At 68.7% G+C, this 25,278-nt stretch carries 24 protein-coding genes and 5 pseudogenes; 12 read left to right on the top strand and 17 right to left on the bottom strand.

The features are described 5' to 3' along the window. The first annotated feature begins 99 nt into the window (after positions 1-99). Positions 100-1,218, top strand: coding sequence for a hypothetical protein (locus tag ACFY3C_RS19990; RefSeq protein WP_390771686.1), 1,119 nt, complete (start codon positions 100-102; stop codon positions 1,216-1,218). A 33-nt stretch (positions 1,219-1,251) separates the two neighbouring features. Continuing rightward, positions 1,252-2,550, top strand: a pseudogene (locus ACFY3C_RS19985) (Z1 domain-containing protein); the annotation flags it as partial. Positions 2,551-2,986: 436 nt separating this feature from the next. Here ACFY3C_RS19985 and ACFY3C_RS19980 read toward each other — a convergent pair. From ACFY3C_RS19980 to ACFY3C_RS19970, 3 genes are all read right to left on the bottom strand, one after another. Continuing rightward, on the bottom strand, positions 2,987-3,475 hold the full coding sequence (locus ACFY3C_RS19980; RefSeq protein WP_390771685.1) for an Asp23/Gls24 family envelope stress response protein: 489 nt from the start codon (positions 3,473-3,475) through the stop codon (positions 2,987-2,989). A 172-nt stretch (positions 3,476-3,647) separates the two neighbouring features. Further along, positions 3,648-3,815 (bottom strand): hypothetical protein, encoded by a 168-nt coding sequence (locus ACFY3C_RS19975; protein WP_167357509.1) that lies wholly within the window; start codon positions 3,813-3,815, stop codon positions 3,648-3,650. 323 nt (positions 3,816-4,138) lie between these two features. After that, positions 4,139-4,411, bottom strand: a complete 273-nt coding sequence (locus ACFY3C_RS19970; protein ID WP_390771684.1) for a hypothetical protein — start codon at positions 4,409-4,411, stop codon at positions 4,139-4,141. A gap of 159 nt (positions 4,412-4,570) precedes the next feature. Here ACFY3C_RS19970 and ACFY3C_RS19965 point away from each other — a divergent pair. From ACFY3C_RS19965 to ACFY3C_RS19955, 3 genes and pseudogenes are all read left to right on the top strand, one after another. Beyond that, a pseudogene (locus tag ACFY3C_RS19965) lies at positions 4,571-4,831 on the top strand (hypothetical protein); the annotation flags it as partial. Between the two features lies 1 nt (position 4,832). Continuing rightward, positions 4,833-5,315, top strand: coding sequence for a CorA family divalent cation transporter (locus ACFY3C_RS19960; RefSeq protein WP_390771752.1), 483 nt, complete (start codon positions 4,833-4,835; stop codon positions 5,313-5,315). Between the two features lie 137 nt (positions 5,316-5,452). Next, positions 5,453-5,575: pseudogene (locus ACFY3C_RS19955) on the top strand (IS5/IS1182 family transposase); the annotation flags it as partial. A gap of 145 nt (positions 5,576-5,720) precedes the next feature. On the opposite strand, the gene ACFY3C_RS19950 reads toward ACFY3C_RS19955, so the two are convergent. The 4 genes from ACFY3C_RS19950 to ACFY3C_RS19935 form a co-directional block, all read right to left on the bottom strand. Next, complete coding sequence (locus ACFY3C_RS19950) at positions 5,721-5,876, bottom strand: DUF6131 family protein (RefSeq protein ID WP_099053157.1); 156 nt, start codon at positions 5,874-5,876, stop codon at positions 5,721-5,723. A 98-nt stretch (positions 5,877-5,974) separates the two neighbouring features. Then, positions 5,975-6,469 carry a hypothetical protein gene (locus ACFY3C_RS19945; protein WP_390771683.1) on the bottom strand — a complete coding sequence of 165 codons (495 nt, stop codon included), beginning with the start codon at positions 6,467-6,469 and terminating at the stop codon, positions 5,975-5,977. Between the two features lie 38 nt (positions 6,470-6,507). Beyond that, the gene (locus ACFY3C_RS19940; RefSeq protein ID WP_390771682.1) at positions 6,508-7,065 is read right to left on the bottom strand and encodes a hypothetical protein; all 558 of its coding nucleotides are present in this window, start codon (positions 7,063-7,065) and stop codon (positions 6,508-6,510) included. A gap of 168 nt (positions 7,066-7,233) precedes the next feature. Further along, entirely contained in the window at positions 7,234-7,980 is a 747-nt protein-coding gene (locus tag ACFY3C_RS19935) for an ANTAR domain-containing protein (protein ID WP_390771681.1), read from the bottom strand. Positions 7,981-8,108: 128 nt separating this feature from the next. Between ACFY3C_RS19935 and ACFY3C_RS19930 the strand changes: the two genes are divergently transcribed. Beyond that, positions 8,109-8,459 carry a helix-turn-helix transcriptional regulator gene (locus tag ACFY3C_RS19930; RefSeq protein ID WP_390771680.1) on the top strand — a complete coding sequence of 117 codons (351 nt, stop codon included), beginning with the start codon at positions 8,109-8,111 and terminating at the stop codon, positions 8,457-8,459. A gap of 147 nt (positions 8,460-8,606) precedes the next feature. Here ACFY3C_RS19930 and ACFY3C_RS19925 read toward each other — a convergent pair whose 3' ends face one another. Further along, complete coding sequence (locus tag ACFY3C_RS19925; RefSeq protein WP_390771679.1) at positions 8,607-8,798, bottom strand: hypothetical protein; 192 nt, start codon at positions 8,796-8,798, stop codon at positions 8,607-8,609. Positions 8,799-9,191: 393 nt separating this feature from the next. Here ACFY3C_RS19925 and ACFY3C_RS19920 point away from each other — a divergent pair. The 5 genes and pseudogenes from ACFY3C_RS19920 to ACFY3C_RS19900 all read left to right on the top strand — a co-directional run. Further along, positions 9,192-9,500 (top strand): annotated as a pseudogene (locus tag ACFY3C_RS19920) (transposase); the annotation flags it as partial. Positions 9,501-10,179: 679 nt separating this feature from the next. Further along, positions 10,180-10,905: a peptidylprolyl isomerase gene (locus tag ACFY3C_RS19915; protein WP_390771678.1), complete on the top strand. Its 726-nt coding sequence runs from the start codon at positions 10,180-10,182 to the stop codon at positions 10,903-10,905. A 345-nt stretch (positions 10,906-11,250) separates the two neighbouring features. Then, a complete protein-coding gene (locus tag ACFY3C_RS19910) occupies positions 11,251-11,484 on the top strand; it encodes a hypothetical protein (RefSeq protein ID WP_390771677.1) in 234 nt (77 codons plus the stop codon). After that, positions 11,481-11,735, top strand: a complete 255-nt coding sequence (locus ACFY3C_RS19905) for a transposase (protein ID WP_386576219.1) — start codon at positions 11,481-11,483, stop codon at positions 11,733-11,735. Before ACFY3C_RS19910 ends, ACFY3C_RS19905 begins: the two co-directional genes overlap by 4 nt. 303 nt (positions 11,736-12,038) lie before the next feature. After that, positions 12,039-12,309: pseudogene (locus tag ACFY3C_RS19900) on the top strand (4-hydroxy-2-oxovalerate aldolase); the annotation flags it as partial. Between the two features lie 81 nt (positions 12,310-12,390). Here ACFY3C_RS19900 and ACFY3C_RS19895 read toward each other — a convergent pair. The 6 genes from ACFY3C_RS19895 to ACFY3C_RS19870 all read right to left on the bottom strand — a co-directional run bounded on the left by ACFY3C_RS19895 (position 12,391) and on the right by ACFY3C_RS19870 (position 19,240). Then, positions 12,391-13,095: a hypothetical protein gene (locus tag ACFY3C_RS19895; RefSeq protein ID WP_386576218.1), complete on the bottom strand. Its 705-nt coding sequence runs from the start codon at positions 13,093-13,095 to the stop codon at positions 12,391-12,393. 72 nt (positions 13,096-13,167) lie between these two features. Beyond that, positions 13,168-13,515, bottom strand: a complete 348-nt coding sequence (locus ACFY3C_RS19890; RefSeq protein WP_390771676.1) for a DoxX family protein — start codon at positions 13,513-13,515, stop codon at positions 13,168-13,170. After that, positions 13,512-15,545, bottom strand: a complete 2,034-nt coding sequence (locus tag ACFY3C_RS19885) for an acetoacetate--CoA ligase (RefSeq protein WP_390771675.1) — start codon at positions 15,543-15,545, stop codon at positions 13,512-13,514. The genes ACFY3C_RS19890 and ACFY3C_RS19885 overlap by 4 nt, the downstream gene beginning before the upstream one ends. 16 nt (positions 15,546-15,561) lie before the next feature. Next, complete coding sequence (locus ACFY3C_RS19880) at positions 15,562-17,163, bottom strand: bifunctional 3-(3-hydroxy-phenyl)propionate/3-hydroxycinnamic acid hydroxylase (protein ID WP_390771674.1); 1,602 nt, start codon at positions 17,161-17,163, stop codon at positions 15,562-15,564. Next, positions 17,160-18,098 (bottom strand): fumarylacetoacetate hydrolase family protein, encoded by a 939-nt coding sequence (locus tag ACFY3C_RS19875; protein ID WP_390771673.1) that lies wholly within the window; start codon positions 18,096-18,098, stop codon positions 17,160-17,162. Before ACFY3C_RS19875 ends, ACFY3C_RS19880 begins: the two co-directional genes overlap by 4 nt. Next, entirely contained in the window at positions 18,095-19,240 is a 1,146-nt protein-coding gene (locus ACFY3C_RS19870) for a VOC family protein (RefSeq protein ID WP_390771672.1), read from the bottom strand. Before ACFY3C_RS19870 ends, ACFY3C_RS19875 begins: the two co-directional genes overlap by 4 nt. Before the next feature lie 138 nt (positions 19,241-19,378). Here ACFY3C_RS19870 and ACFY3C_RS19865 point away from each other — a divergent pair, with 138 nt between their 5' ends. Further along, a complete protein-coding gene (locus tag ACFY3C_RS19865; RefSeq protein WP_386576210.1) occupies positions 19,379-20,017 on the top strand; it encodes a TetR/AcrR family transcriptional regulator in 639 nt (212 codons plus the stop codon). Here the strand turns inward: ACFY3C_RS19865 and ACFY3C_RS19860 are convergent. The 3 genes from ACFY3C_RS19860 to ACFY3C_RS19850 form a co-directional block, all read right to left on the bottom strand. After that, complete coding sequence (locus tag ACFY3C_RS19860) at positions 19,983-20,633, bottom strand: TetR/AcrR family transcriptional regulator (protein ID WP_390771671.1); 651 nt, start codon at positions 20,631-20,633, stop codon at positions 19,983-19,985. The two genes, ACFY3C_RS19865 and ACFY3C_RS19860, sit on opposite strands and share 35 nt — an antisense overlap. Before the next feature lie 108 nt (positions 20,634-20,741). Beyond that, positions 20,742-21,788, bottom strand: a complete 1,047-nt coding sequence (locus ACFY3C_RS19855) for a zinc-binding dehydrogenase (RefSeq protein ID WP_390771670.1) — start codon at positions 21,786-21,788, stop codon at positions 20,742-20,744. 160 nt (positions 21,789-21,948) lie between these two features. Then, positions 21,949-25,170 carry a bifunctional cytochrome P450/NADPH--P450 reductase gene (locus tag ACFY3C_RS19850; protein WP_390771669.1) on the bottom strand — a complete coding sequence of 1,074 codons (3,222 nt, stop codon included), beginning with the start codon at positions 25,168-25,170 and terminating at the stop codon, positions 21,949-21,951. Positions 25,171-25,278: the final 108 nt, after the last annotated feature.

Below are 25,278 nucleotides of genomic sequence, written 5' to 3'. Positions count from 1 at the left end.
CGTTCACACTGGGCCCTGCGGCGACCAGGAGGGTCGATCAGGCGGGGGAACGTCCGATCGACGCAGGCGTGCGCCCGAAAGGGATGGACCGCCGAGGCGGTGGCCACCGTGGGAGAGAGCGCTGCCCAAGTGGTCGCGCGTCTCGCGGACCCCACTGATGCTGCCGCCTACCAGTCCAAGGGTTTGGTCATCGGTTACGTCCAGTCCGGGAAGACCGCCAGCATTACTGGGGTCGTCGCCAAGGCTGTCGATGCCGGCTACCGATTGGTCATCATCCTCAGTGGCTCTCTCAACATCCTTCGCGCCCAGACACAACGGCGTATCGACAAGGAGTTGGTCGGTCGCGAGAACATTCTGCGCGGAGCCCCCGAAGAGGACTGCGAGTACGCCTTGGACCCGGAGTGGAGGGCGGGAGAGTTCTTGACTCACGGCGGACTTCCATCCCTCCACGGAGCGTTCGACGTTCTCCGACTCACGACCCTGAACAGCGACTACCAGTCCCTGCAACAGGGGATCGCCGCGCTCGAGTTCGAGAAGCGTGACCCCACGCTGCCGCTGTATCACCCGGCCAACCTGCATCGCACGGCCGCCCGGCTCATGGTGGTCAAGAAGAACAAGGCCGTGCTCGGCTCGGTTATCAGGGACTTGCGCAGACTCGGTGCCCAGTTGCAGGAGATACCGGCACTGATCGTGGACGACGAGTCCGACCACGGATCGGTCAATACGCTGCACCCTGGGCATCAACGTGAAGGCCGTGAGCGCAGCGCCATCAACGGACTCCTCTCCGAACTGCTTGGCCTGCTTCCCCGAGCCCAGTACGTTGCGTATACGGCTACGCCGTTCGCCAATGTCCTCATTGATCCGCACGATGCGGAGGACGTCTTCCCAAAGGACTTCGTGCTCTCGTTGCCCCGCCCGGCTGGGTACATGGGGGCGCGCGACTTCCACGACGTGGACTCTGCCATTCCTCCTGAGGAGCGAACGGTCGCCAACTCCCAGGAGATGGCCCATGTGCGCGCCATCCACGAAGCCGAACCGGGCGACGACTCCTCTCTGCAACAGGCCCTCGATGCCTTTGTCCTGTCAGGCGCCATCAAGCTGTACCGCGAAGCCCTCGACCCGAGAAGTGTCGCTTACCGTCACCACACCATGCCGGTCCACGAGTCCGTGCGCATCGCCGACCACCGCGAGCTCATGGATCGTCTCCTTAAGCTCTGATACGTCCCCGGCCCACTTGAGGCCGAGGCTCTTCATCGGCTGAGGGCGCTCTACGACCTGGACTTTGCCCCCGTATCCGCCCACCGGGCCGAAGACCTCGCACGCCCTGTCTCGTTCGACGAGCTGATCCCGTATATCGATGCCGCGCGTGCCCGCATCGCCGACGGCTCAGAGAAGCCTGTGACCATCGTCAACGGCGACAGGGATATCGGGCGCACCAGCGTGGACTTCGACCAGCGCCCCGTATGGAAGATCCTAGTCGGGGGCGCCAAGCTTGCCCGAGGCTTCACCGTCGAGGGCCTCACCATCAGCTACTACCGTCGTGCCGCCTCACAGGCGGACACCCTGATGCAGATGGGCCGCTGGTTCGGCTTCCGCGAAGGCTATGCCGACCTGGTCCGGCTCTACATCAGTCGCGGTGAAGCTGCTGGGAACAAAGAGATCGATCTCTACGAGGCGTTCGCAACGATGTGCCGCGATGAGGAGGAGTTCCGGTCTCAACTCGCCGACTACGCACACTTGGTGGACGGCAAGCCGATGATCACTCCGGCGCAACTCCCGCCATTGGTGGCCCAGTACCTGCCCTGGCTCAAGCCGACGAGTCCCACCAAGATGTACAACGCCGAACTCGTGGAGGTCCGGTCACCGGGGAACTGGATCGAACCGTCGGGCTACCCCCTGGACATCGGCGCGAAGCGCCGAAACACGGAACGGTGGCGCGCGATCCTTGGCACCTTCCAGAGCCCCCTGGTCCCCGTCTCCGTGCCGGCCGACGGCAGCCGGCAGGAGACCTCCTTCTCCGCGTACACGACTGTCATCGGACACACGCAGTTCCTTGAGGTGCTCAGCAGGCTGGAGTGGCTGGCCCCTGGCAATTTTGCACCGCACCTCGCCTATCTGCAGACCGCAAGCACGACGGGGGCAAGCATCGAGGATTGGCTCATCCTCGCCCCCCAGCTAGCTCCGCCGCAGCGCCGGGCCGGATCTGTGCTGGGGTCCCCGGAGCTCTCCCTCTTCGTCCGCAGTCGGCGTAGGGGGCCGCTCTTCGGCGCCATCAGCGGCCCCGCACATCGCCTGGCCGCCCGGGCTCTTCGTGCGAGCCTTCCGGATCGCAGGGGGATCGCATTGCTCTACCCGGTCCTGGAGGCGGGTGACGCCTACCAACACACCGCGTACCTGCCCGGTACACCGGTCGACCCGTCCCTGGTCTCTCTTGCCTTCACCCTGCTCCCGCCTGGCGACTCGAAGGACGAAGCGGCTCCGCAACCTCCTCTGGTCCGATTCCGCGCCAAGGACTCCTCGTTGCCCGATCGCCCCATCATCGACAGGTAGGCGAAAGCGTCTTGTGCGGTTCAGGCAGTCCCGACGGTCCGCGGTCAGCGGCCTGCCGTCTCCGCTCCAGGGAAGACCTTCGCGCCAGGACCCGCCGAACGACGTCACAGTCAGGCAGGGGAGGAGCCTTCGGCTCGGAGCGCTTGTTCGGCAGTGGCAGCGATGCGCTTGACGTACTCGCGGAGTTGATGGAGTTCCGCGGCCTGCTGCTGGCTCCATGAGCCAGGGCAAGGGCGGCGATGACGGTCTCCTGATGGCCGGCGGTCCCGAGCGCGCGTGCCGCACGGTCGAGCAAGGCGATGTCCAGCTCGACGGAGCATGTCGGCTCCGTGACGGCTGGCGACGGGGGGTGAGGACGTGGACGGGGTACGCCACAACACCAATCGCTGTCACGGAAGCCGGTGCGCTCCATGCTCGCTTCGGCTCAGGCAAGCGGTTACTCGAGCCGCCGCTCGGGCTGTTCCTCGTCCTCGTCGAGCAAATGAACATCGCCGACCGCGATGTTGACCTCGACAACTTCCAGACCGGTCATCCGCTCGATGGCAGCGATCACGTTCTCTCTGGCGTCGCCCGCGACATCGATGATGGAGACGCCGTACTCGACGACGATCTCCAGGTCGACCGCGGTCTGTACCTCGCCGACCTCGACCTTCACCCCGCTGGTGACGGACTTCCCGCCGGCACCGGGCATACGTTCACGCATCGCCCCCATGCCACGGGCGAACCCACCGCCCATCGAATGGACGCCCGGCACATCCCGGGCCGCCATCCCGGCGATCTTCGCCACCACGCCGTCGGCGATCGTTGTACGGCCACGCGATCCCGGATCGCTTCCGTGCGGCACCCCCGCACTCTTCCCGCCGCGCTCGCCCAATGATTCCGCGCGAGGGGTCTCGGGCCGGTTCGGCAGTCCGGTATCCGTCATCTTCGGTCACCACTTTCCGACGCACAGGCGGCCTGTCGTGCCCCTTCCTTCACGCTAACGGCGAGTGCCCGACGTCGCTCAGGCAAGTGGCATGCGAGCGATGTCGGGCACGGCGCCAGGAGACGGTGGTACGCCACGCAGAAGGGCAGGTCGGGTGGCCGATCGGGCCGCTCTACCGGACGCGGGGTCGGCGGCTGCGCCCCATGCGCGTTCTGAGGAGGACAAGGTCGGCGATGAGCACCATCACCCCGATGATCAGCAGGTAGAGCGTGTCCCTGCCGAGCGCCCCCATGACGCCGAGCGCAACCGCCACGATGAGCAGCAGAAGAAACAGCACCACGTCAGCCTCCGGGCGTCAGCGGCGGGTCAGTCGTTGTCCGCCGTCCACGTGGACGGCGGACTGATCTCTCGGCCCTTCGGGTCGACGACGTCGCAGTTGCGTCACTCGCGGAGATCGGCCGAGTGGATCACACCTTCTCCCTGTGGCATGGGCCGGTGACGCAACGGCCCCGGCGTATACACACCGGGGCCGCCCTTCCGGGTCGTTGCACGTGAGAGTGCACCGGCCCACTCACCAGGGTATGCCCAGGATGCCATTTCGGTCATATGGGAGGACATAGCCGTTATGCGGCCGGCCGCAGGCCTGAGGTGGCCTGGGCAGTGTCAGTCACTGTCCTTCTCCTCGGTCTCCATGAGCTGGATTCCCTTGTGCGTCAGCGTGACCATCGCGGGTGTGTTTCCTCGGGCCCGGTCGACCTGGATCAGTCCCTCGGCCGCCAAGTACATACAGGCGGCGGCCAGGTCCTCCTCGGGCATGGCGAGATCCTCGCGCGACTGCGTCCCGGTGAGGCCGAGGAGGCGATTGCCTTCGATGGCCTCGTACAGGGTCTTCATGATCGACTCGCGGTAGTGCTGCCGCTCGTGCAGTGTCGCCATGGTCGCCCGCCTCTCGTGCCGGCACCGACGGAAACCCGTACGTCTGGGGCGGTGTCCTCCTCCCCCTCTGAGGGGCATCCTCCTCGGATTTCGTCCGGCTGTGTGTGATCGTCCCGGGAGGACTGGCTGGTCAACAGCCAGGAGCGCACCGGCTCCGCCATGCGTGTGGTGTCCACGGTGAGGTGGAGGCGTGTTCCGCCGTCGGGGCCTGCGGGGTGGCTGCGCGCTTCTGTGGCGGCGAAACAACGGCGGAGAGTCTCCGGCGGCCGGCAGATCCAGACCGTACAGCGCCAGTCCTACGCCCTGCGGAAATCACTGGTTCGGCTCCGTCGCGTGGTCCTGCCCATGCGGGAGGTTGTCAACGCCCTCATGCGCCCCGACCTCGACGTCGTCGACGACCTCTTGCTGCCTTACTGCCGAGATGTGTACGACCACGTGCTGCGTGCCGGCGAGTGGACTGAGTCGCTGCGCGACCTGGTGGCCGTCGGTGATGGAGACCAACTTGTCGGTGCAGGCGAACCGGATGAACCTGATCATGAAGAAGGTGACGAGCTGGGCCGCGATCATCGCCGTGCCCACGGCGATCACTGGCTTCTACGGACAGAACCTTCCCTACCCCGGCTTCGGACACCAGTCGGGATTCATCGTCTCCAGCGCCGGGCATGATTTGGTGTTTCGGCTGTCGGGGTGGCGGGATTTGAACCCACGACCTCTTCGTCCCGAACGAAGGTCACGCATCGGGGCGCCTCAGCGTCGGCACTTGGCACTCGGCATTGCAGCGGCGAATTTATGCCTTGCTTCGGGATCCTGGTTCGAAGCGGAACCTGCGACACCCGCTCTAGGAGTGGGATCGGATCCTTACCGGGGGGTTCCTGGCCGTGCCGTGTGGTGGTGTTCTTCCTGATCAGCGCCACGCGGTACAGGGGGAGGAACAGGTGTGTGACGGCTCGTCCCAGACCGTCCGCTCACGCATTGCTCACGCATGCGGGGCGTTCTCACCTGCGGCGGAGTGGGCGTCTCTGGGCAGGGCGCGAGGGAGGGGCGTACTCATCACACCGCAACCGCCGTTACCTGCGGCGTCGGCAGATCAAGCACATCGTCCCCGAACGCCGTGACCAACAAGCCCACAGCCAACGCCGTGGCAACAGCGGCGGAAGATCCGCCAGCGGCCGCGCTCATCGTCAATGCGCTGCTGACCCAGGCTGGGAGGCTGGTGCAGAACAGTCCCAGGATGCGAAGTCCTGACGAACCGCGTCGGTGTATCAGGGGCAGGCCGGTGTCGCTGGGAGGGAAGTTGTACAGGCGTGCTCTACCAGTAGTGGCGGCGGCCGCCGACCGCGTGGCCGAGGGAGCCGAGGAGGAACAGGACGACTCCGATGAGGAGCAGGATGATCCCGATTGTCCACAGGATGCCGATGTTCAGGACGAATCCGACGACGAGCAGGATGATGCCAAGTGCGATCACGGCGTTCTTCTTTCTCTCCGGCCGGTGTGCCGGCCGCTGTGAGGCGGGATGCCGTTCACTTCCTGGACCCGTTGCGCCTCGCCTCACGGGTGTGTTTGTCAGGTGGTGAGCAGGCGGTTGAAGAACGAGCGATAGTGGCGCAGGGCCCTGCGCAGAGCTTCGGTGTCGACCTGCTCGCCTCGGCTCCACTGCTCTTCGAGGTTCTTCTTGTGCTCGTCGAACGTCGCGGCGAGCGTCTGCATGACCTTGGCGACCAGGTTGTCCGCAGCCTGTACCGCCTGGCGAGGATCGTCAACGAAGGCACCCTGGATGTTCTCCCACTCCTTACGGAAGTCTTCCTCGTCCTGCGATGTCAGCAGTTGCGGCATCTCGTCGGCGTCTGTGGTCCGTGCGCCCGCCGCCTCGTCCGCCGCGGGGGTGGCCCCGTCGCGGGACACGAGGTCGTCGGCCGCATCCGTTCTGTCGTCGCCCTCGCTCGGGTAGACCGGGGGCGGTGGAGTGGTGTTCGACGCTGCGTCGGCCTTGCGGGGCTGGGCGAGGTCCTCCGTGGACAGCCCGCTGTCACGAGTGTGCGGTGTGTCGTCGCGGCTCATGTCTCCTCCGTGTCCGTTCGGTCCCGGCTGCCCGAAGGTCAGGCCGGGGCGTGGCGGGTCTGGCCGCCGTCGGAGAGAAGTTCGTCGAACAACGCCCGGTAGTGCACCATGGCGCCGCGCAGTTGCTCGGTGGTGGCCTTGTGACTCGCGCTGAGTGTGTCGATCTCGTGGGCAGCTCGGTAGTGCTCGAGGGTGCGGCCGTGCTCGACGGAGAGATCCTTGAGCTGCTGGTCGTAGCTTTCGGTGGGGTAGCCGCGGTCCTGCATCAGTGAGGTCACCAGATGGTCCGCGTCGTGTACGGCGTCCTCGGGCCGGTCCACGAACTCGTGCTGCACGTGGTCCCAGTCCCGTGAGTAGCGCTCGCGGAGACGGTCGGGCAGAGGCTTGATGTCGAGTTTGTCGTGCCGTTTCTCGCGTGCGCTGAGCTCCCGCTCGGCGGCGAGCCTGCTGTCGGCGCCGTCGACGGTCCGCTCGTACTCGGGGCCGAAGCGCTGACGCAGAGCCCGGTGCCGCAGGAAAAGAGCCAGGGCCGCGGCAATCAGCACGACGACCACTGCGATGGGAATGACGATCGCCAAAAGCATGCCGGTAGACATCTGACCGACCTCCTCATGGATGGGCGATATCCACTGTGTTCCCAATTTCTGTTAATTGGTGCTTCACAGTCGGGCTTTGGGCCTCCTCCCTGCGGCAGGCGCCGACGCATGAGATCCGGAACGCAAGCCCGGCTTCAGCATCGGACTCTCAAGACCGACCCCAGCAGCTCAGATCCCGCCGGCCCAAACCTCCCTGACAGCGAATGCCGGTCCGCCGCCGGTGTTGCGTGTTCTGGCGACGGCTGCGGTGAGTTGCTGCTGGACCGGGTTGGGCAGGGGCGCGCCTTGGACGGTGGTGACGACGTCCTCGGCGAGGCGGTGCAGTTTCGTGTTGGTGTTCTGGGACGCTGTGACCAGTACCTGCCACGCCTCGTCGGGGTTCAGACCGAAAGAGGCCATGAGGATGCCGCGTGCCAGGTCGATGTCCGGGTGGGTGCGCAGCGCGTGCCTCAGCTGGACGACTTCGGTCCGCAGGAGGTCGTCGTCGGTTTCTTCACGCGGCGGCCCGGGCTTTCGGGCGGGCGGGTCAGCATGCTCGTGGGCGGGGGAGAAGAGGCTGTGGGTGTCGGTATAAGTCAGCAGTCGTTCGACGGCGGGGCTGGCCGTGGTGACGGTGACCGTCTTCCCCGCCGCGGCTGCGTCGCGGCGAGCGGTCAGCAGCACGTTGAGTGCAGAACAGTCCGCGAAGTGAAGTTCGCTGAGGTCCAGGTCCACACCCTCGGCCGACCGCATGATTGCATCACGCAGGGCGTGCCGGAGGCTCTGGCAGTTGTCGAGGCAGATCTCTCCGCTCACGGTGACGGTCACGCGGATCCCGGCCGGCCCTGCCTGCACCGGCAGCGCGCCGGTGGACGGCGGTGTGCGGTCGGCTTCGTCGCTGGCGAGCGGTGTGTCCGGGGACGGTAGCGTCGTCATGCTCGCCTCCTCCGGTCCTCCGGGTTGCTCTTCTCCAGGCTCAGCCGCCTCTACGTGACGCGTCAACCCCTACACGAATCTATCTTCGTGTTTTTGGGTGCGTGAATGTGTGGTCGTAACATGGAGTCGTGACGGAATTCCATGGAGTGCCCGAGCCGCACACGGGGTGGACGTTTCTGACCAACCACGCGCGCGTGCTGGCCAGCATCGCCGACAACCACCACGCGCGGGTCCGTGACATCGCGGCGCGATGTCGGCTCACGGAACGGGCCGTCCAGAAGATCATCGCGGACCTGGAGCAGGACGGATACCTCTCCCACACCCGCCACGGCCGCTCCAATCGGTACAGGATCGACCCGGACAAGGTGCTGCGCCACCCGGCCGAGGAGGGCGTGACCGTGGCCTGCCTGCTGTCGATGCTGGCCAGGGACGAGGACGAACGCCACGGCGCCAGCGACCATGCCCGGCGCGGTTCGTGAGGGGATGCGGTCTGCCGCGACCTACAAGTTCTGCCCGCCGGTCAGGGAATGAGCCGCCGGTTGGTTGTCCGACGACGAGGAGACCGTGATGGAACCTGTAGGCGACGGCGCGACGGCCCACCCGTCGGACACCCCCTAGTACTCCAGTCAGACATCGTGCTCTGAGCTGGTTCTTCTTCCGTATCGGCAGCGGCGGGCGATGGCTTGGTTGATGAGTCCTCGGTTCTGCAGGGCCTGTGCGCTGACCTTGTACGTGCTGTCCGGCCAGACTCCGTCGGGACACCCCTGGTTCACCCAGCCGAGCACGGCCTGCTGCCGCTCGTCGAGGACCTGGTGCATGCGGTCCTCCAACGATTCCCCGGGCGCGCTGACCCGGAGACAATGCCCGTCCCTTCTGCGGGAATTCACGGTGGCTGCGAGGACCCCTCGTTCGGATGAGACGCGCCTGTGTACTTGAGTTGGCGCCTCTCGCCGATTCAAGTGCACAGGCGGGGACATCTTGCAGTGGCCGGCTGACGCGGTGGTGGTCCGCCCCCAGCCGCTCCTTGGTGGCGGCCAGACGCGTTAGGAGATGACGAGACGAACGCGCGCCAGCCAGGCCCTGATGGCGCTGTCCCCTTGTGTGACCTCTTCGCCCCGAATCGCCAGACCATCGGCAAAGGCTGCACCGCGGCATGAGGCTGCGTAGTCGCGGCGCGTGGTGCCCAGGCCGCTCATGGCGTGGGTGGTGAAGGGAATGATCCCGAGCGGCTGAGCACCGAGGCGTCTTTCGCCGCGCTGTGCGGAGTCAGTCCCATCGAGTACTCCTCGGGCGGTCGGAGCTCACGGAGGCTCAACCACGGCGGCGACCGGCAGGCGAATGCCGCTCTGCACCGCATCGTGTTCACCCGGCTGCGCCACGACCCGCGCACCCAGGCGTACTACGAACGCCGCACCCAGGAGGGCAAGACCCGACGTGAGATCATCCGATGCCTCAAGCGATATGCCGCCCGAGAGGTCTTCAACCTGGTCAGGACGGTATCCAGCGTCCCCCCGTTATAGGGGCGTCCGTGACACGTGATGGGTCACTGAGGCCCCTGCCGGGCAGTTGATGGCGGGGGCCTCAGCCTTCCTGAGCAGCGAGCGTCCGCTCCTCGATCCTGCTGCGGCGTCTGCGAACGCCTCCTGAACCAAGATGTCGGTCTCTGTGCCGCGGAATGATCGGCTGACCTGGACGAAAAACACTCCCGTTCTCTGGCAAAGCCCGGATCCCGCCTCGCTTCCCGCCCCCATCTTCCCTACCTGGGCAACCGCGCAACTGGCTGGGATCCAGGTCGAGCGCCAGCCCGCGATTCGCTCCGTCCACACCGCTCTCGGTCTGCCGGAACGCTGGCCGACCGGCGACGCCTTCCCCCGGAGTGACCCGAGATGACGGCAGCGGCACCGTCAATCTCGACAGCGGCACCCCGGTGAGATCACCTCATGCGCACGGCAACGTTCGGTGGGGGCCTCTGCGTGGACTGGGGAGGCCGCTCGACCGGGTTCGGGGAGCATCCGTCGTGCACCGGGTGGACGCCCTGATCGGCCAGCCGACGCTGTGCCGCATCCGAACGAAGTGGCCCGCGGCCGCGGGCCGAAGGCTGGGAGACGGATGTGGCTTGCGGGCGGGTACTCGCCCGCAGGTCCGCGCTTTAGACTGCGACCGCTCCGAAATCTGGCGATCTTTTGGAGGGTGTGCAGGATGAACCGAGCTCTCATCACCGCATTGGTGGCAGCAGCGTTGGTCGTGTCCGGGGGCAGCACCACCGCCTCCGCTTCCGATGCCCCGCCGCGAACCACGCACGGTCCTTGCCGGTACACCCAGACACCGAACGAGCCGGCGGCGCGGCCGGTTCCCTTGCCGCCCGACCCGCGGCACACCCCCAGTCACGGCACGGTCGATATGGCTGTCCCGACCAGCCAGGGCCCGCTCCCGCTGCATCTGGACCGGGCGAAGGCGCCGTGCACGGTCCAGAGCTTCGTGCACCTGGCGCGGCACCGGTTCTACGACCGTACGGTGTGCCATCGGCTGACGGCGTATCCGACGCTGAAAGTCCTGCAGTGTGGCGACCCGACCGGCACTGGCGAGGGTGGGCCGGGGTACGAGTACAAGGACGAGCTGCCGGTGGACCTGCCGCCGGCACCGAGCGATCCGACCGGCGTCCGTCGCCTTTACGGGCGCGGTTTGCTGGCGATGGCCAACGCCGGGCCGAACACGAACGGTTCGCAGTTCTTCGTCGTCTACGGCGACTCCGCGCTGCGACCGAACTACACGGTGTTCGGCACGGTCGGTGCCGCCGGCCTGAAGACGCTCGACAAGATCGCTGCTGGCGGAATCGAGCCAACTACGCAGGACCCGGCGCCTGTCGACGGCATGCCCGTGCTGCGGACCGAGCTGCTCAGCGTCCGGCCGTCCTGCCGGCCCTGATGAACTCTGGTGCGGTCACCGTGGGTCCAGCTATGTGCCTGGTCTGTCTCACGGTGATGTGAAGTAGCCGTTGCCGATGTCCGCCCAGGTGACCTCGCCGATGCTGTCGTAGAAGGTGACCAGGTCAGCTGGGAGGAGGTTCACATGTAGGCCAGGCCGCTGCCGTTCGAGCCGATGACCACTTGCCCTCCAAGGATCTTCGTGGAGCGACTTCTGGGAGCGGAGATGGTGCGGGCCCTACGCCGCCGAGGACTGGTTCACGTGGCCGGCACGGTGGCACCCGCTGCAGCCCCGGCGTCGAGAGTGTCATTCCAAGCGGGCGGCCCTGCCAGCGCAGGGTCGCGGGTGCTGCAGGCCACCCGGATCACGCTGGGCCTGCTGGCATCCCGGATCGGCCAGCTCTCCGAGCAGATCCGTGAGGTGGACGCCCGTCTGACGTGGCTCGTGGAACGTCATGCCCCGCAGCTGCTCGAGGTGGTGGGGGTCGGCCCGGACACGGCGGTCACGTTGCTGATCACGGTGGGGGCAACCCGGAACGGCTGGACAGCGAGGCGTCCTTCGCCATGTTGTGCGGTGTGAGCCCGGTCGAGCGTTCCTCGGGACGCCGGCAGTTCCGTCGTCTCAACCGTGGTGGCGACCGTCAGGCGAATGCCGCGCTCCATCGCATCGTGTTCACCCGTCTGCGGGTCGACCCGCGCACTCAGGACTATTACGAGCGCCGGATCAAGGAGGGCAAGACCCGACGCGAAATCATCCGCTGCCTCAAGCGCTACGCGGCACGCGAGGTCTTCCACCTGGTCAAACAGCTACAGCCAGCACCCCGCTCATAGGGGCTGTGTGTGAGAGCGCCGGTGAGAGCTGCGCTCGACGGCAAGCTCCTACAGGCGCGGCCGGCGGGGGCTTCCGGGCGGGTGTGCTGCAGCTCCGGCGTCGGCACCGCTGCCCCCGGGTTCTCCTCCCTGCGCCCTCGCGTCGAGTGCTCGGCAAAAATCCGGCCGGGGCCCTTGGCGACCAACAGTCATAGCCTTCGCCCCTGCAAAGTCGAACGCTCCGGGAGGCGTCTGAGGCGATGCCTGCCCCCGCCGAGGGGCGCACGGGCTTCTCGTCCGCAGGCTGTTCATGGTCGCGGAAGCTGCGACCTGTTCCGCCTGATGGACGCTGCCGACCGACATCGTCCGCCCCCTGCAGGCCCGCGAGGTGCGGGTGGACCGCGAGATGCTCGCCCTCGGGTACGCGGGCGTGTACTCCGGGTTCCTCCAGCACGCCGTTGCCGCGGCGCGCCGTCACGGCCTGGACACCCGGGCGATCCCTATCGAAGCCGGCCGGCGCAGGATGGTCGGCGGCCAGGCGGGCATGATCACGGACATTGCGCTCGACCTCGCGGCGGCCGGTTGCGTCGACTGACGCGAGTGATCGGTGCGGTGGCTGTGGCGGCCCGGCGGGGCCGGTGCCACCGCCGTCCACGTCAGAGGACGGACGGCGATATCAGCGGCTCGTGTCGGCGTCACCTTCGTCATTCGGAGGGTCTCCCCGTCTCCTGCCGCCCGGAGGGGAGCCGTCCCCGTGCTCTTCTAGCAGCTGGAGAAGCGCGGCGTCCGCTCTCCTCTGATCTTCCTTCGTCAGCTCGACCGGTGCGTTGTTGTAGACGGTGTAGCGACCTGGATCGATGATGTTGGCGGCCCTCAAGATGAACGTCAGCAGGGGGTGCCAACCCTTGCGGTGGCCGACCCGCACCTGTATCTGGGCCTTGTAGTCACGGGCCTCCGGGAGGAAGCCGGAAAACGGTGCCTCGAACTCGAGGAAGAGCTGTTGCGCTTCTCTGCCTGGCACGACGAATCCGGCGGGCAGCTTCACCTCCTCGTCCGGCCCCGGTTGGAGCCGGGACGTGGAGGACACCCACAGGAGGGGCAGATGAGAGGCGGGCTCATCGGGGAAGGTCAGGATGAGGTCCTGCACGACGATCGGCTTGGGACCGGTGTTGTGCAGGACGAGAGGCAGTCGTAGGCGTGCCGTGGAACCGTGGACGATCGCCGCGAAGGAATGAGGTTCCCACGCCTGCAGGCGTCCCTGTCGGGCGTTGAGCCACCAGAACGACGCGACGGTGAAGAGCAGTGCGCAGACTGATACCACACTGGCGCCGGTAAGCGATGAGGACGCGATCCGATCCGCCGCGACCGTCAGCGGAACCACAGAGTCAGTCTGCCAGCCCCGCCGTGGGCTCGCTAACAGGACGAGTAGCCGCCGACAGTCTCCGGGAACGGGTCAGAGGCCGACGAGGAGTGCGAGATACCAGGCGACCAGGGCCGCGCATGTCACCGCGGGGAGGAGTTTGGTCAGCCCGTCGCGTTTGCATACGTGCGTGGTCACGGCACCGGCGAGCAGCATCAGCAGTCCGATGCCGGCCAGACCGCCGCACAGCGGTACGACCGGGCCGAGGGCCACGCCGATGGCGCCGGCCAGCTCCAGGCCGCCGATGACCCGGTAGGCCGCGGTGGTGAAGCCGGCGTGGGCGGCGAGCTCGGGCATCGGACCCAGGGCCAGGATCTTGGCCGCGCCCAGCAGGGCGAAGATCAACGCGATGAGACAGGTCAGCGAGGCGGAGAGGATCAAGAGACGCCCTCGGGGGTGTGCGGGTGACGGGCCTGGCGGCGTTCGGCTCCCAGGTCGGCGAAGTAGGCGATCAGGTCGGGGTTGTCGACGGCGGAGGGGTTGAGGACCTGGTCGGCGGGGGCGCCCTGGAGGAGGCGCTTGACCGGGACCTCGAGCTTCTTGCCGGTCCTGGTGTGCGGGATGGCCGGTACGGCGAGGATCTCGTCGGGGACGTGGCGGGGTGAGGCGCCGGTGCGGAGGGCGTTGCGGATCTTCTCCCGCAGGGCGTCGTCCAGCGTGACTCCGGACGCGGGGACGACAAACAGGGGCATCCAGTAGCCGCCGTCGAGTTCCTCCGCGCCGATGACGAGGGCCTCGGTGATCTCGGGGAGGCGTTCGACGATGTCGTGGATGTCGGCGCTGCCCAGGCGTACGCCGTTGCGGTTGAGGGTGGCGTCGGAGCGGCCGTGCACGATCACCGAGCCGTGGGAGGTGAGGGTGATCCAGTCGCCGTGCCGCCACACGCCCGGGTAGGCGGTGAAGTAGGCGTCGCGGTAGCGGCTGCCGTCGGGGTCGTTCCAGAAGTACAGCGGCATGGAGGGCATCGGGCGGGTGACGACCAGTTCGCCGACCTGGTCGACGACCGGCCGTCCCGCGGCGTCGTACGCCGCGAGCGCCACGCCGAGGTTGGGGGTCGACAGCTCACCCGCCCACACCGGGGTGGTGGGGGCGCTGCCGGCGAAGGCGGAGACGACGTCGGTGCCGCCGCTGGTGGAGGCCAACTGGATGCCTGCGCCGACGTGGTCGCGGACCCAGTGGTAGGCGGAGTTGGGCAGGGTGGAGCCGGTGCTGCCGATGGCGCGGACGGCAGACAGGTCGTGCAGGGAGGGTTCGATGCCCAGCTTGGCCATGGCCAGCAGGTACTGGGGGCTGGTGCCGAAGACGGTGACCTTGTGGCGGGCCGCCAGCGCCCAGAGGACGTCCGGGTGCGCCACCGGCGCGGGGCTGCCGTCGTAGGTGCAGGTGGTGGCGCCGGTCAGCAGGGTGGAGACGACGAGGTTCCACATCATCCAGTGGGTGGTGGTGTACCACAGCAGGCGGTCGCCGACGCCCAGGTCGCTGTGCAGGCCCAGGGTCTTGAGGTGCTCCAGCAGGACGCCGCCGTGGCCGTGGACAATGCCCTTGGGCAGGCCGGTGGTGCCGGAGGAGAAGACGATCCACAGCGGGTGGTCGAACGGCACCGGAGTGATCCCGAGGTACTCGGTGCGGCCGGCCGCGTCCTCCCAGGGAACCGTCAGGCCCGCGGCCCGGGTCGCGGACCACGCACGGCCCAGGTGATCCACGACAACCGTGGCCTTGAGCGTGGGAAGGGCGTCGGCCAGTTCGAGGGAAGCGGCGCGGCGGTCGTGGCGGGTGCCGTTGAAGAGGTAGCCGTCCGCCGTGATGAGCACCGTGGGTTCGAGCTGGGCGAAGCGGTCAGCGGCGGCCTTGGGCGCGTAGTCCTGGCCGCACACCGACCACACCGCGCCCAGGCTGGCCGCGGCGAGGAAGGCGATGACGGCGTGGGGCGTGTTGGGCAGGTAGCCGACCACCCTGTCGCCCTGTCCGACGCCCAGGTCGCGCAGGGTGGCGGCGACGGAGGCGACCTGGGCGCGCAGCTGTCGTCCCGTGATCTCGTAGGCGGCTCCGGTCTCGTCCAGCGCGGTGATCGCGGGTGCGTCCGGGTGCAGGTTGCGCAGGGCGTGGTGGGCGTAGTTGAGGGTGGCGCCGGGGAACCAGCGGGCGCCGGGCATGGTCTCCTCGGCCAGCACCCGCTCGTACGGTGTGGCGGCGTCGATGTCGAAGTACTCCCACACCGCGGCCCAGAAGCCTTCCAGGTCGGTGACGGACCAGTGGTGCAGGGCCTGGTAGGCGGTGGGGTCCTGGATGCCGTCGGTGCCCTGGTGCCGGGCGGCCCAGCGGGCGAAGTCCGCGATGCGGCTGCCGGCGGCCGCTTGGGGGTCGGGCGGCAGGAAGGGCTCCGGATAGGGCGTGGAGTGCGGGGTGGTCATGGTGTGGTGTTCCTCGTCAGGGTGCGGGCCGGGCTTCGGCGGGGCGGCGGGCCGTGTGCAGCAGGGGAGCCCAGGCGGCGGCGTCGGTGAAGTCGCCGGTGCCGGTGGGGACGGTGTCCATCACGACGCGGTCGGGGCGCAGCAGGACGGCGTCCGCCCGGCCGCGTGCCAGCCAGGCGGCCAGCGTGCCGTCGTCGTCCAGGTCGCCGACATGGATCACGGATGCGCCAAGGGCCGTGGCCACGCCCGTCATCCGTGCCGTGGGCGGCACGGCGGTCAGCACGGCGAAGGAGTCCCCGAGGATGTCGTCGAGGCGCTCTCGCCTGCCGTCGACCATCACCCAGGGCTGCGGGCAGAAGGTGCCGGCCAGTGAGCGGCCGGTCAGCCGGGGGCGGCGTCGTACCAGCGGATTGGCGGTCAGTGAGGGACTGAGGTCGCGGCTCACCGCCGCGGTCACACCGGGGATGCGGCAGGCCGCGCCCACCACGGCCCGGCGGATGGCCGCACCGCGGTCCTGTCCGCCGGTCATGGCCCAGCCGACGGCGACCGCGACACGGATCACGTGGCGGGCGTGCGGCTTGCGCTCCTGCTGGTAGGTGTCCAGCAGCCGGTCGTCCGCACCCTGCTGAAGGACGCGGGCGAGTTTCCAGGTGAGGTTGCGGGCGTCGCGCAGGCCCGCGCACAGGCCCTGCCCGATGAAGGGCGGGGTGAGGTGGGCCGCGTCGCCCAGCAGGAAGACGCGTCCCCGGCGCCACCGGTCGGCGAGGCGGGCCCGGAAGGTGTACCGCGCCTGCCGGATCACCTCGAAGTCGTCGCCCCCATGGGCGGCGGACGGCAGGTCGACCCAGGGGGCGACCAGCTCGTGCAGCTGCTCCAGTCCTTCCGGGCCGTCCAGGGACTCGCCCTCGGCCAGCCGGAACTCCCAGCGGTAGCGGTCCTCGCCGACTCGCATGAAGGTGGCCGGGCGGGTGGGGCAGCAGATCTGCTCGGCGCCTTCCCAGGTGCGCACCGGGAGGCTGGTGCGCACGTCGATGACCCGCCAGCTCTCCTCGAAGTGCAGGTCCTCCCACACGGCGCCGATGGCGTCGCGGGTGAGGCTGCCGGCGCCGTCGCAGCCGAGGACGGCGTCGGCCCACACGTGCTCGTCCTCGTCGCTGCCGTCGCGGCGGAAGGTGACCCGGACCGGAGCCGTTCCGTCGGTGTCCTGGGTGACGGACACGACCTCCACCCCGCCCCACAGCTCGCACTCGGGGCGACGAGCCAGGGCGTCGCGCAGCAGCCGTTCCAGCTCCGGCTGGTCGAACATGCTGGTCTGCGGGAAGCCGTGGTGTCCGTGCAGGGACCGAGGGAACTCGGCGATCACGCGGCGCCGGGCGTCCAGCAGCCGCAACCCGGGCGCCGGCCGGGCGAGGGCGGCGAACTCCTCGTGGACGCCGACGCTCTGCAGGATCCGGCGGACCTCGTCGTCCACGACGACGGCGCGCGGCAGGGGGTAGATGTCCCGGTGGCGTTCGAGGAGCAGGCTGGGCACTCCGTGCCGGGCGAGCAGGAGCGCGGCCGTGACTCCGACGGGTCCCGCGCCGATGATCACTACCGGTCTCCGGGATGCGGCGCTCACGTCGCGTCCGCCACAGCGGTCTGCTGCTCGCCGAGGTCGATGCGCCCGTCCGGGGTGGCGATCGAGGCGGTGACGAGGTCACCGTCGCGCAGATACCGGGGGTTCTTGGCCTGGCCGTTGAAGAACGCCTTCCACTTCAGCGCGGGCGGCAGCAGCGCGGCGATCTTCTCGACCGGCTTGGGCGGGGCCTTCAGGGCGGTGCCGCCGGGCGTACCGGTCAGCAGCAGGTCGCCCGGGTCGAGGGTCTGGAAACGGGCGAGCAGGGTGAGCGCCTGCGCGGGCCGCACGATCATGTCGGCCAGTGTGCGGTCCTGACGCGTTACGCCGTTCACCGACAGCCGCAGTCGCAGGTCGATCAGACGGTCGAAGTCCTCCGGCTCCAGCAGGGCCAGGTACGGACCCGTCGGGGTGAAGGTCGGGTAGGACTTGCTCTCGTAGAACTGGGTCTTGGTCAGCTGAACGTCGCGGGCGCTGACGTCGTTGGTGAGGACGAGCCCGGCGACGTACGAAGGAAGGTCCTGCTCCTCCACAAGTGTGCCCACCGGGAGTGTCGCGCCCATGACGAGGCCGAGTTCGACTTCGTAGTCGAGGAAGTTCACGTGTGCCGGGCGGACGATCGTGTCGTGCGGGCCGCTGACCGAGCCGGACGCCTTGCGGAAGAAGGTGGGCGGTATGTCGCCCGTGAAGCCCGAGTCCTTGGCGTGGCTGCGGTAGTTGACCATCTGGGCGACCACCCGGCAGGGGGTGGTGACCGGGGGCAGCGCGACCAGGTCGGCGACGGGTGTGCCGCTCTCGTCGGAGGCGGCGGCCTCCTGGACGGCGGCCCGGTCGGCGAGCAGTTCGGCGGTGGTGACCGCCTTGGTCTCGATGCGGACGGCGCGCTCGTTTCGGACGGCCCACCAGCCGTCGGGGGTGCGCAGCACGTTGGTGCTCATGAGCTCATCGCTTTCATCAGGCCCAGCAGGCGTGCGGGGTCGAGTTCGTTGTCGTCGCGCAGGGCCGTCATGACCTCGCGGAGCTTGGCGGGGGAGGGGCTGGTGCCCAGGAAGTCGCGGGTGACGGGCGGTCCCCACTGGGCCAGGCCGCTCGCCGACATCGGCGCCCATCCGGGTTCGAGGTCGCAGGAGAACAGGTCGCCGTCGGCGAAGTGCTCCAGCATGAAGCGGTCGGGGTCGCGCCAGTAGTCGAAGAGCTGGCTGCCCTGGATGTGCCGGCCGATCCCCCAGCTGCGCTGGTAGCCGCGCTCGGCCAGGTACTCCCCGCCGGCGGCGATCGCGTCGAGGTCGGTGACCTGGTAGGCGGAGTGGACGTAGCCGGTGCCCGGCCCGAGGTGCAGGGCGAGGGTGTGGTGGTCCACGGGCAGGCTGCCCTGGTCGCAGCGGATGAACGCCATGGTCGGCCCGCGCTGGCGCTGCCCGTCCAGGAACAGGAAGTCGGACACGATCATGCCAAGGGTGTCCAGGTACCAGTCCAGGGTGCGGGTGAACGTCCGCGTCTCCAGCACTACGTGGCCGAGGCGCTGGATGCGGGACGGCTCACGGGGCGGGCGCTGGGTGGTGTTCGTACGACGGCCTTCGATGCCGGTGTTGAGGATCAGCGGCTGCTGCCCGGGCAGCGCGGGCAGCGGTTCGGCGCAGTGCACCACCCGGACCGGGAGTCCCGAGGGATCGAACAGGGCGACCGACCGACCGCCGCCGGGGACGTCGATGTCCCGGACGGTGTGCCCGACGGCGGCGGCCAGCCGGTCCACATCGGCCCGCTCGGCCGCACGGAACGCGGGCCCGAGGAAGCGGGAGGCGCGGCCGCGCCGGATGACCATGCAGGGGGAGCCCTCGAACGTGCCGCGCAGCCACAGTTCGTGATCGGTGCGGGCGGCGATCGCGAAGCCGAAGTCACGGGCGAACACCTCGGCCCGGTCCAGGTCCGGCTTCTCGAACTCCAGCCAGGCCAGATCCGCCACTTTGATCACGGGATTGCGGGCTCGTCCGGGGTGTTCACCGCGTAGGGCGCCCTGCTCACTGTGGAGGTCTTGGTGGGGCGTCAGAGGACCGCCCTTGTTAACGGGGATGTGGGACATGGTGTCCTCCAAGCAACACTGCCGTAATGAGGAAATCATCAACTCTGCTGATTCTCGTCGTCAATAGGCGCAGCCCCAATAATTGAGGATCTCATCAGTAATGGCAGTGTCATCGTTGCGACGGTTACACTGGCCCGTATGCCGACGTCAGCCCCGCCCAAGAACCGCTTCGAGCGACGCCGTGCCGAGACCCGCCAGGCGCTCGTCCGCGCGGCCCGGCAGATCCTCGCGGAAACCGGGGACACGAGCGCAAGCATCCAGGCCATCGCCGAGCGCGCCGATGTCGGCTTCGGGTCCTTCTACAACCACTTCGAGTCGAAGACGGAGCTGTTCGACGCGGCGGTGACGGACGCCTTGGAGGAGTTCGGGCAGGTCATCGACGCGCGTGTGGAAGGTATCGACGACCCGGCCGAGCTGGTCGCGGCCGGTTTCCGGCTCACCGCCCGGATGGCCGACTCCCACCCGGAACTCATGCGGATCCTGCGCGACCGCGGCTTGTCCCACATCCACTCCGACAGCGGTCTCTCCCCGCGCGCCCTGCGCGACCTGGAGATCGGCATCGCCTCGGGCCGTTTCTCCTGCGGCAACGCGACCACCGCTCTGTCCGCCCTGGGCGGCACCCTGCTGTCCCTGGTGGCTCTGCGGCTGGACCGCCCGGACCTCGACGGCGACGAGGCCGCCTCCGACCTGGCCGAGATGGTCCTGCGCATGCTCGGCCTCGCTGCGGACGACGCCCACGAGGTCACCCGTCGCCCGCTGCCCGAACTCGCCCGATGACCTCCTGCACCTGAAGCGCGGCCCTCTGTGGTGCTACGCCGGCGGCGACGAGGAACGCGGTGGCGGCGGCCTCACCTTTGGGGTCCGCCCACGGGCATGCGGCGTTCTCCTCGGCGAGGGCCAGCATGAGTGCCTCCAGTGCTTGGGCGAGCACGGGTGCTGGAAGGTGGACCGCGAAGACGCCTTCGCGCTGACCGCGCCGTAGGGTTGCGACGGCTTCTGCGCGGGCCGGTGCCAGGGTGGTGCGGATCTCGTCCTCTCCCTGATGGCGCCGTCCCAAGGCGATGAGCATGCGGTAGTGGTCGCCCACCGTCCATGCCGCCAGCACCATCCGTGTCATCGCCTCGACCGGGTCGGCATCCGCGGTACGGGCTCCGGCGAACGCCTGCCGGAGCTCACGGCCTGCTTCCTGGGTCAGGTCGGCGATCAGCGCATGTCGGCTGGGGAAGTGTCCGTAGAGGGTGCGCCGGGCGACGCCGGCCGCCTGAGAGATGCTGTCGAGACTCGCGTCCGGGTCCTTCCGTAGTTTCCGCCGGGCGGTGGCGAGGATGCGTCGGCGGTTGGAGTGAGCATCCTTGCGCTGCACAGTACGGCCCGGGGTGTCGGTCGTCTGCATGGTTCTTCCTCTCCACGGTTGCCGGAAAGCCGTGGGCGCCGGTGCTCCCTCACGCACCGGCGCCCACTCACCCCTGCCCAGGGTGGCTTGTCGTCCTGCTGACGGGTGTCAGGGGACGAGGATGAGGCGGATCGGGTCGCCGATCTTGTTCTCCAGTCGGTGGACGGCGTCGGCGGCCTCGATGAGCGGGATGTGGTCGGTGATGGAGGGGGCCAGGTCGAGGCGGCCGGCCGCGGTCAGCTGCACCAGCTCGGAGACGGACTCGGGGAAGCCGCCGTAGTGGCCGCGCACCTGCTTCTGCAGGTAGTTGAAGGTCAGGCCCTCGGTGATGGTGAGCGGCCTGGGCGTGATGCCCACCAGGATCAGGGAGCCGCCCAGGCCGAGCACGGAGGCGGCCTGGTCGCGGACGGCGGGTACGCCGGCGCAGTCGAAGGCGAAGTCGAGGCCGCGTCCGCCGGTGGCTGCGCGGACCTGGTCGGCGAAGTCGGGGGCTGCCGGGTCGAGCGCGAGGTCTGCGCCGAAGGCGAGGGCGCGCTCGCGGGCGCTGGGCAGCGGGTCGACGGCGATGATCGGGGCGGCGCCGACCAGGCGGGCGAGACGTACGTTGTGGGCGCCGACTCCGCCCACGCCCCAGACGCCGACGGACTGGGCGGCACGGACGCCCGCGGTGGCCACCACTGCGGCGTAGGGGGTGGAGACCGCGTCGGGGATGATCGCGGCCTGGTCGAAGGGGAGGCTGTCGGGGATGGGGATGAGGGTGTCCTCGCGGGCGACCACGTACTCGGCCCAGCCGCCGTCGTAGTCGATGCCGGCGGTGAGCATCTGGGTGCAGGGGCGGTGGCGCACGCATCCGGCGCACGTGCCGCAGGTCTTGCCGGCCTCCAGGGTGACGCGGGTGCCGACGGGCAGGCCGCGCTTGAGGTCGGGGCCGAGCGTGTGGATCACACCGGAGACCTCGTGGCCGACGGTGATGGTGTCGGAGGTGGCGAACAGCGGGACGAGGGAGCCGTCGAGCAGGTGGACGTCGGAGAGGCAGACGCCGGCGGCCTTGACCTCGATGAGGACCTCGCCCGGGCCCGGTACGGGGATCGGGACCTCTTCCACGGCGAACTTCTTGCTGTCCAGGTGGAAGCGTCCGGCGAGCATGGTGTCCATGGTGATCTGCTTTCTGTGAGCGGCACGGCCTGGTGGTTCGGGCCATGGGTGCCATGGGGTGTCTGAATGGCTGGTGGGGCCGGGAGGCGTGCGGGGGAGGCAGGACGTCCGCACGCCTCCCGGCGGCTGGGGGTCAGCGCGACTTGACGGCGTGCGCCGGTCAGGCGAAGACGTCCTGCTGGTAGCGCTCGTCCGCTTCGAGCTGGGCGAGCCACTGCTGGGCGGTCTCGTCGTCGCTGCCGGTCTTCTGGCGGTGGATGGCTGCGAGGGCCTCGCGGACGGCGGGGGCCATGCGGCGGCCGTCACCGCAGACGTAGACGTAGGCGCCGTCCTCGATGGCCTGCCACACCGTGTCGGCGGCATGGGCGATGGCGTTCTGCACGAACCGGGCCGGGTGGCCGGTCACCGCGGAGAAGGCGGTGTGGACCTGCGCGATCCCGGCCTGCTCCCAGTCCTGCATCTCCTGGCGGTAGAAGTAGTCGTGCTCCGGGTGGCGGCAGCCGACGAACACCTGAGACAGGCCCACCTGGGTGCCGTTCGCGTGCTGTGTCGCCCGCTCCTCCAGGAAGCCGCGCAGCGGCGCGATGCCGGTGCCGGGGCCGATGAGGATCAGGGGAGTGGCGGTGTCGGCGGGCGGTGCGAACGTCGGGGAGGGCACGCGGACGTAGCCGTAGACGACGTCTCCGGGCTCGAGGCTGGCGATGTAGGAGGAGCAGGTGCCGCGGTACTGGCCGTCGCCGGACAGGGCCGGGCCTTCCAGCAGGCCGACGGTCAGGCGCACGTGGCGCGGGTTGGCGGACGGGGCGGAGGAGATGGAGTAGAAGCGCGGGCGGATGGGGCCCATCATCTCCAGGAACACCGCCAGCGGCAGCTCGACGGCAGGGAAGCGCTCCAGCAGGCCCAGGACGGAGATGCGCTTGCCGAGGATCTCCTTCTGGTAGCGCTCCTCGGCTTCCTGGGTGTCGGCGGTGTACGCCTGGAGCTGCGGCCGGGTCCACGGGCACTGGGTGTACTCGGCGAGCGTCTGGATCTGGGAGCGGGTGGCCACGTCCTGCAGCTCCAGGAACTCGGTGAGCAGGATGCCGGCGGTGACCGGGGTGCCGACCGGCAGGTGGGTGCGGCCACCGGCCGGCTGGTCGAGCCGGAGCACCTGGTCGTAGTCGACGCCGAGCCGCCTCAGTGCGCGTTCCACCAGGGCGAGTTCGTTCTTGGCGAAGACGGCCAGGTGGTTGCCGGTGTCGTAGGTGACGCCGTCGGGCAGCTCGAAGGTGATGGACTTCGCGGACGGGCGCGGCGGCTCGATGCTGAAGTCCCACAGTCCGGTCGCGTCGGCCACGAGCTCGTCGTTGGTCACCACGGTGAGCGGGTACGCCTGCTCGGAGACGATGGCGGGGCGCACGTCGGACTCGGTGAGCAGCTGGACCTGGTAGCGGGGGCCGCTGGCCTGGGAGGTGTCGGCGGCGTACTCCTCGGCCAGGGTGGCCCACAGGTTGTCCATCCACCGCGTGGCCATGCCGTCGAAGTCACCGGCGGCGTCCGCGATGCCGCGCTCGACGATGGGGGTGGCGCCGGCGGCCAGCAGACCTTCCTCGATCCGCTTGGGGAATGCCTGGTAGGTGGCCACCCACTGGGTGTTGCCGGCGCCCAGCAGCGCGTACCGCACATTCGCCAGCGAGCCCTCGGGCAGCCCGGCGGCGAGCAGATCGTCGAAGCGCTGGGCGTTGTCGGGAGCCTTGCCGTTGTAGCTGGCGGCGACGACGGCGAGCAGGCCCTCGGAGGGCAGGTTGTCACCCAGCTCGTCCAGGCTGATGAGGGTGGTGCCGAAGCCGGAGCGCTCGCCGCGGTCGGCGATGGTGCGGGCCAGGTCCTCGCACGAGCCGAGGCTGGAGCCGTAGGCGACGGTCAGGTTCACACCGACACCGCTGACCGCTGCCTGGGCCTGCGTGTCGCCGGCCTGCAGGTCCGCGGCGCCGAAGACGGTCCGCTCGTGCTCCTGACGACGGCGGACGATCAGCTCGAAGTTGCCGGGCTTGCGCGTCAACGCCTCCCGCACGTCCATCTTGTAGTCGCTGATGTCCGAGAGCTTGAACTTCTGCAGCACCAGCGCCAGGGCCAGGCGGGCCTCGGTGAGCGCGAACTGCCGGCCGATGCAGGCGCGTACGCCGTTGCCGAACGGCTTGTAGGCGTGCGGGTGCTGCTGGGCGCGGTTCTCCGGCAGCCACCGATCGATGTCGAACTCGTCGGGCCGCTCCCACGCCTTGGGATGGGTGTGCAGCGGGCCTTCGAGAATCATGACCTGCGTGCCCTTCTTGAGCTGGTAGTGGCCGCCGATCACGGTGTCCTCCAGCGGGGCCTTGCCGAACGCCGGGATCGGAGCCCACAGGCGCAGCGTCTCCTCCAGGATCCGCGGGATGACGTCCAGCTGCATGATCGTGTCGTAGTCCGGGACCGTGTCACCCGGCAGCAGGCGGTCCACCTCGGCGTACGCCTGGGCCAGGACGTGCGGGTTGCGCATCAGCGAGTAGGTGGCGAACGACAGCAGACCACTGGTGGTCTCGTGCCCGGCGATCAGGAACGTCAGCACCTGGTCGCGGACGTTGTCGTCGGCCAGCAACTTGCCGGTCTCCGGGTCGGTGGCCTCCAGCATCAGACCCAGCAGGTCCTCCTCACCGGTGCCCTTCCCCTCGCGGCGCTCCTTGATCACGCTCTCGACCAGGTCCTGCATCAGCCGGATGTTGTCGCGGTACTTCCGGTCGTCCGCCTTGCGCAGCTTGGTCATCATCGGAAGTTCCTGCGAGCGCCGCAGCGACTCCACCAGCGCGCCCAGCAGCGCGTTGAGGAAGGGGTGCAGCTCCTCCTTGTCGAAGGACTTGAACCGGTAGCCGAACCCCGACAGGGCGATGGTGTCCAGCGTCAGGCGGGTGTAGTCGTCGGTGATGTTGACCGGCTGACCCTCCCGGCGTTCCCACTTGCCCGCCAGGTCCTGGGCGATCTCCAGCATCTGCCCGTAGTAAGCCCTCATGGCCCGCTGACTGAACGCCGGGAGCAGGACGCGGTGTGCCATGCCCCATTCCTCTTCGTGCTGGTGAGCCGTGAACAGGCCGGCACCGGCGAAGTCCCGGACGTGGTGCAGCGGCGTCTTGTCGATCTGCTTGAAGAACCGCGTCTCGTCGCAGACCTCGGCCACCAGGTCCGGGTCGTAGACGAAGACCTGCTCGATGCCGGCGATGTCCATGCTGTAGATGCCCTCGGGGAACTGCTTGGACAGCTCACCGAAGTACTCCACCGGATTGGTGTCGGGGATCTGCGGCGTGTTGCCGAGGAGAGGGATCCCACGCGGGGACCGGATGGGGCGAAGGTCGTTCGCGGAGTGCGTGGTCATGACTTGCTCCTCTGCGTGGAGGGGAATGGGCAAGGGCGCGCTGCTCAGGTCGATGCCGTGGCGCCGTACGGAAACATACGCCGTATGGAATTAGTACCGTACGACGTA

The organism is Streptomyces sp. NPDC001410 (genome assembly GCF_042895235.1).
Classification (GTDB): Bacteria; Actinomycetota; Actinomycetes; order Streptomycetales; family Streptomycetaceae; genus Streptomyces.
The sequence above is the reverse complement of the archived record's forward strand: the minus strand, read 5'-3'. Positions and strand labels throughout refer to the sequence as shown.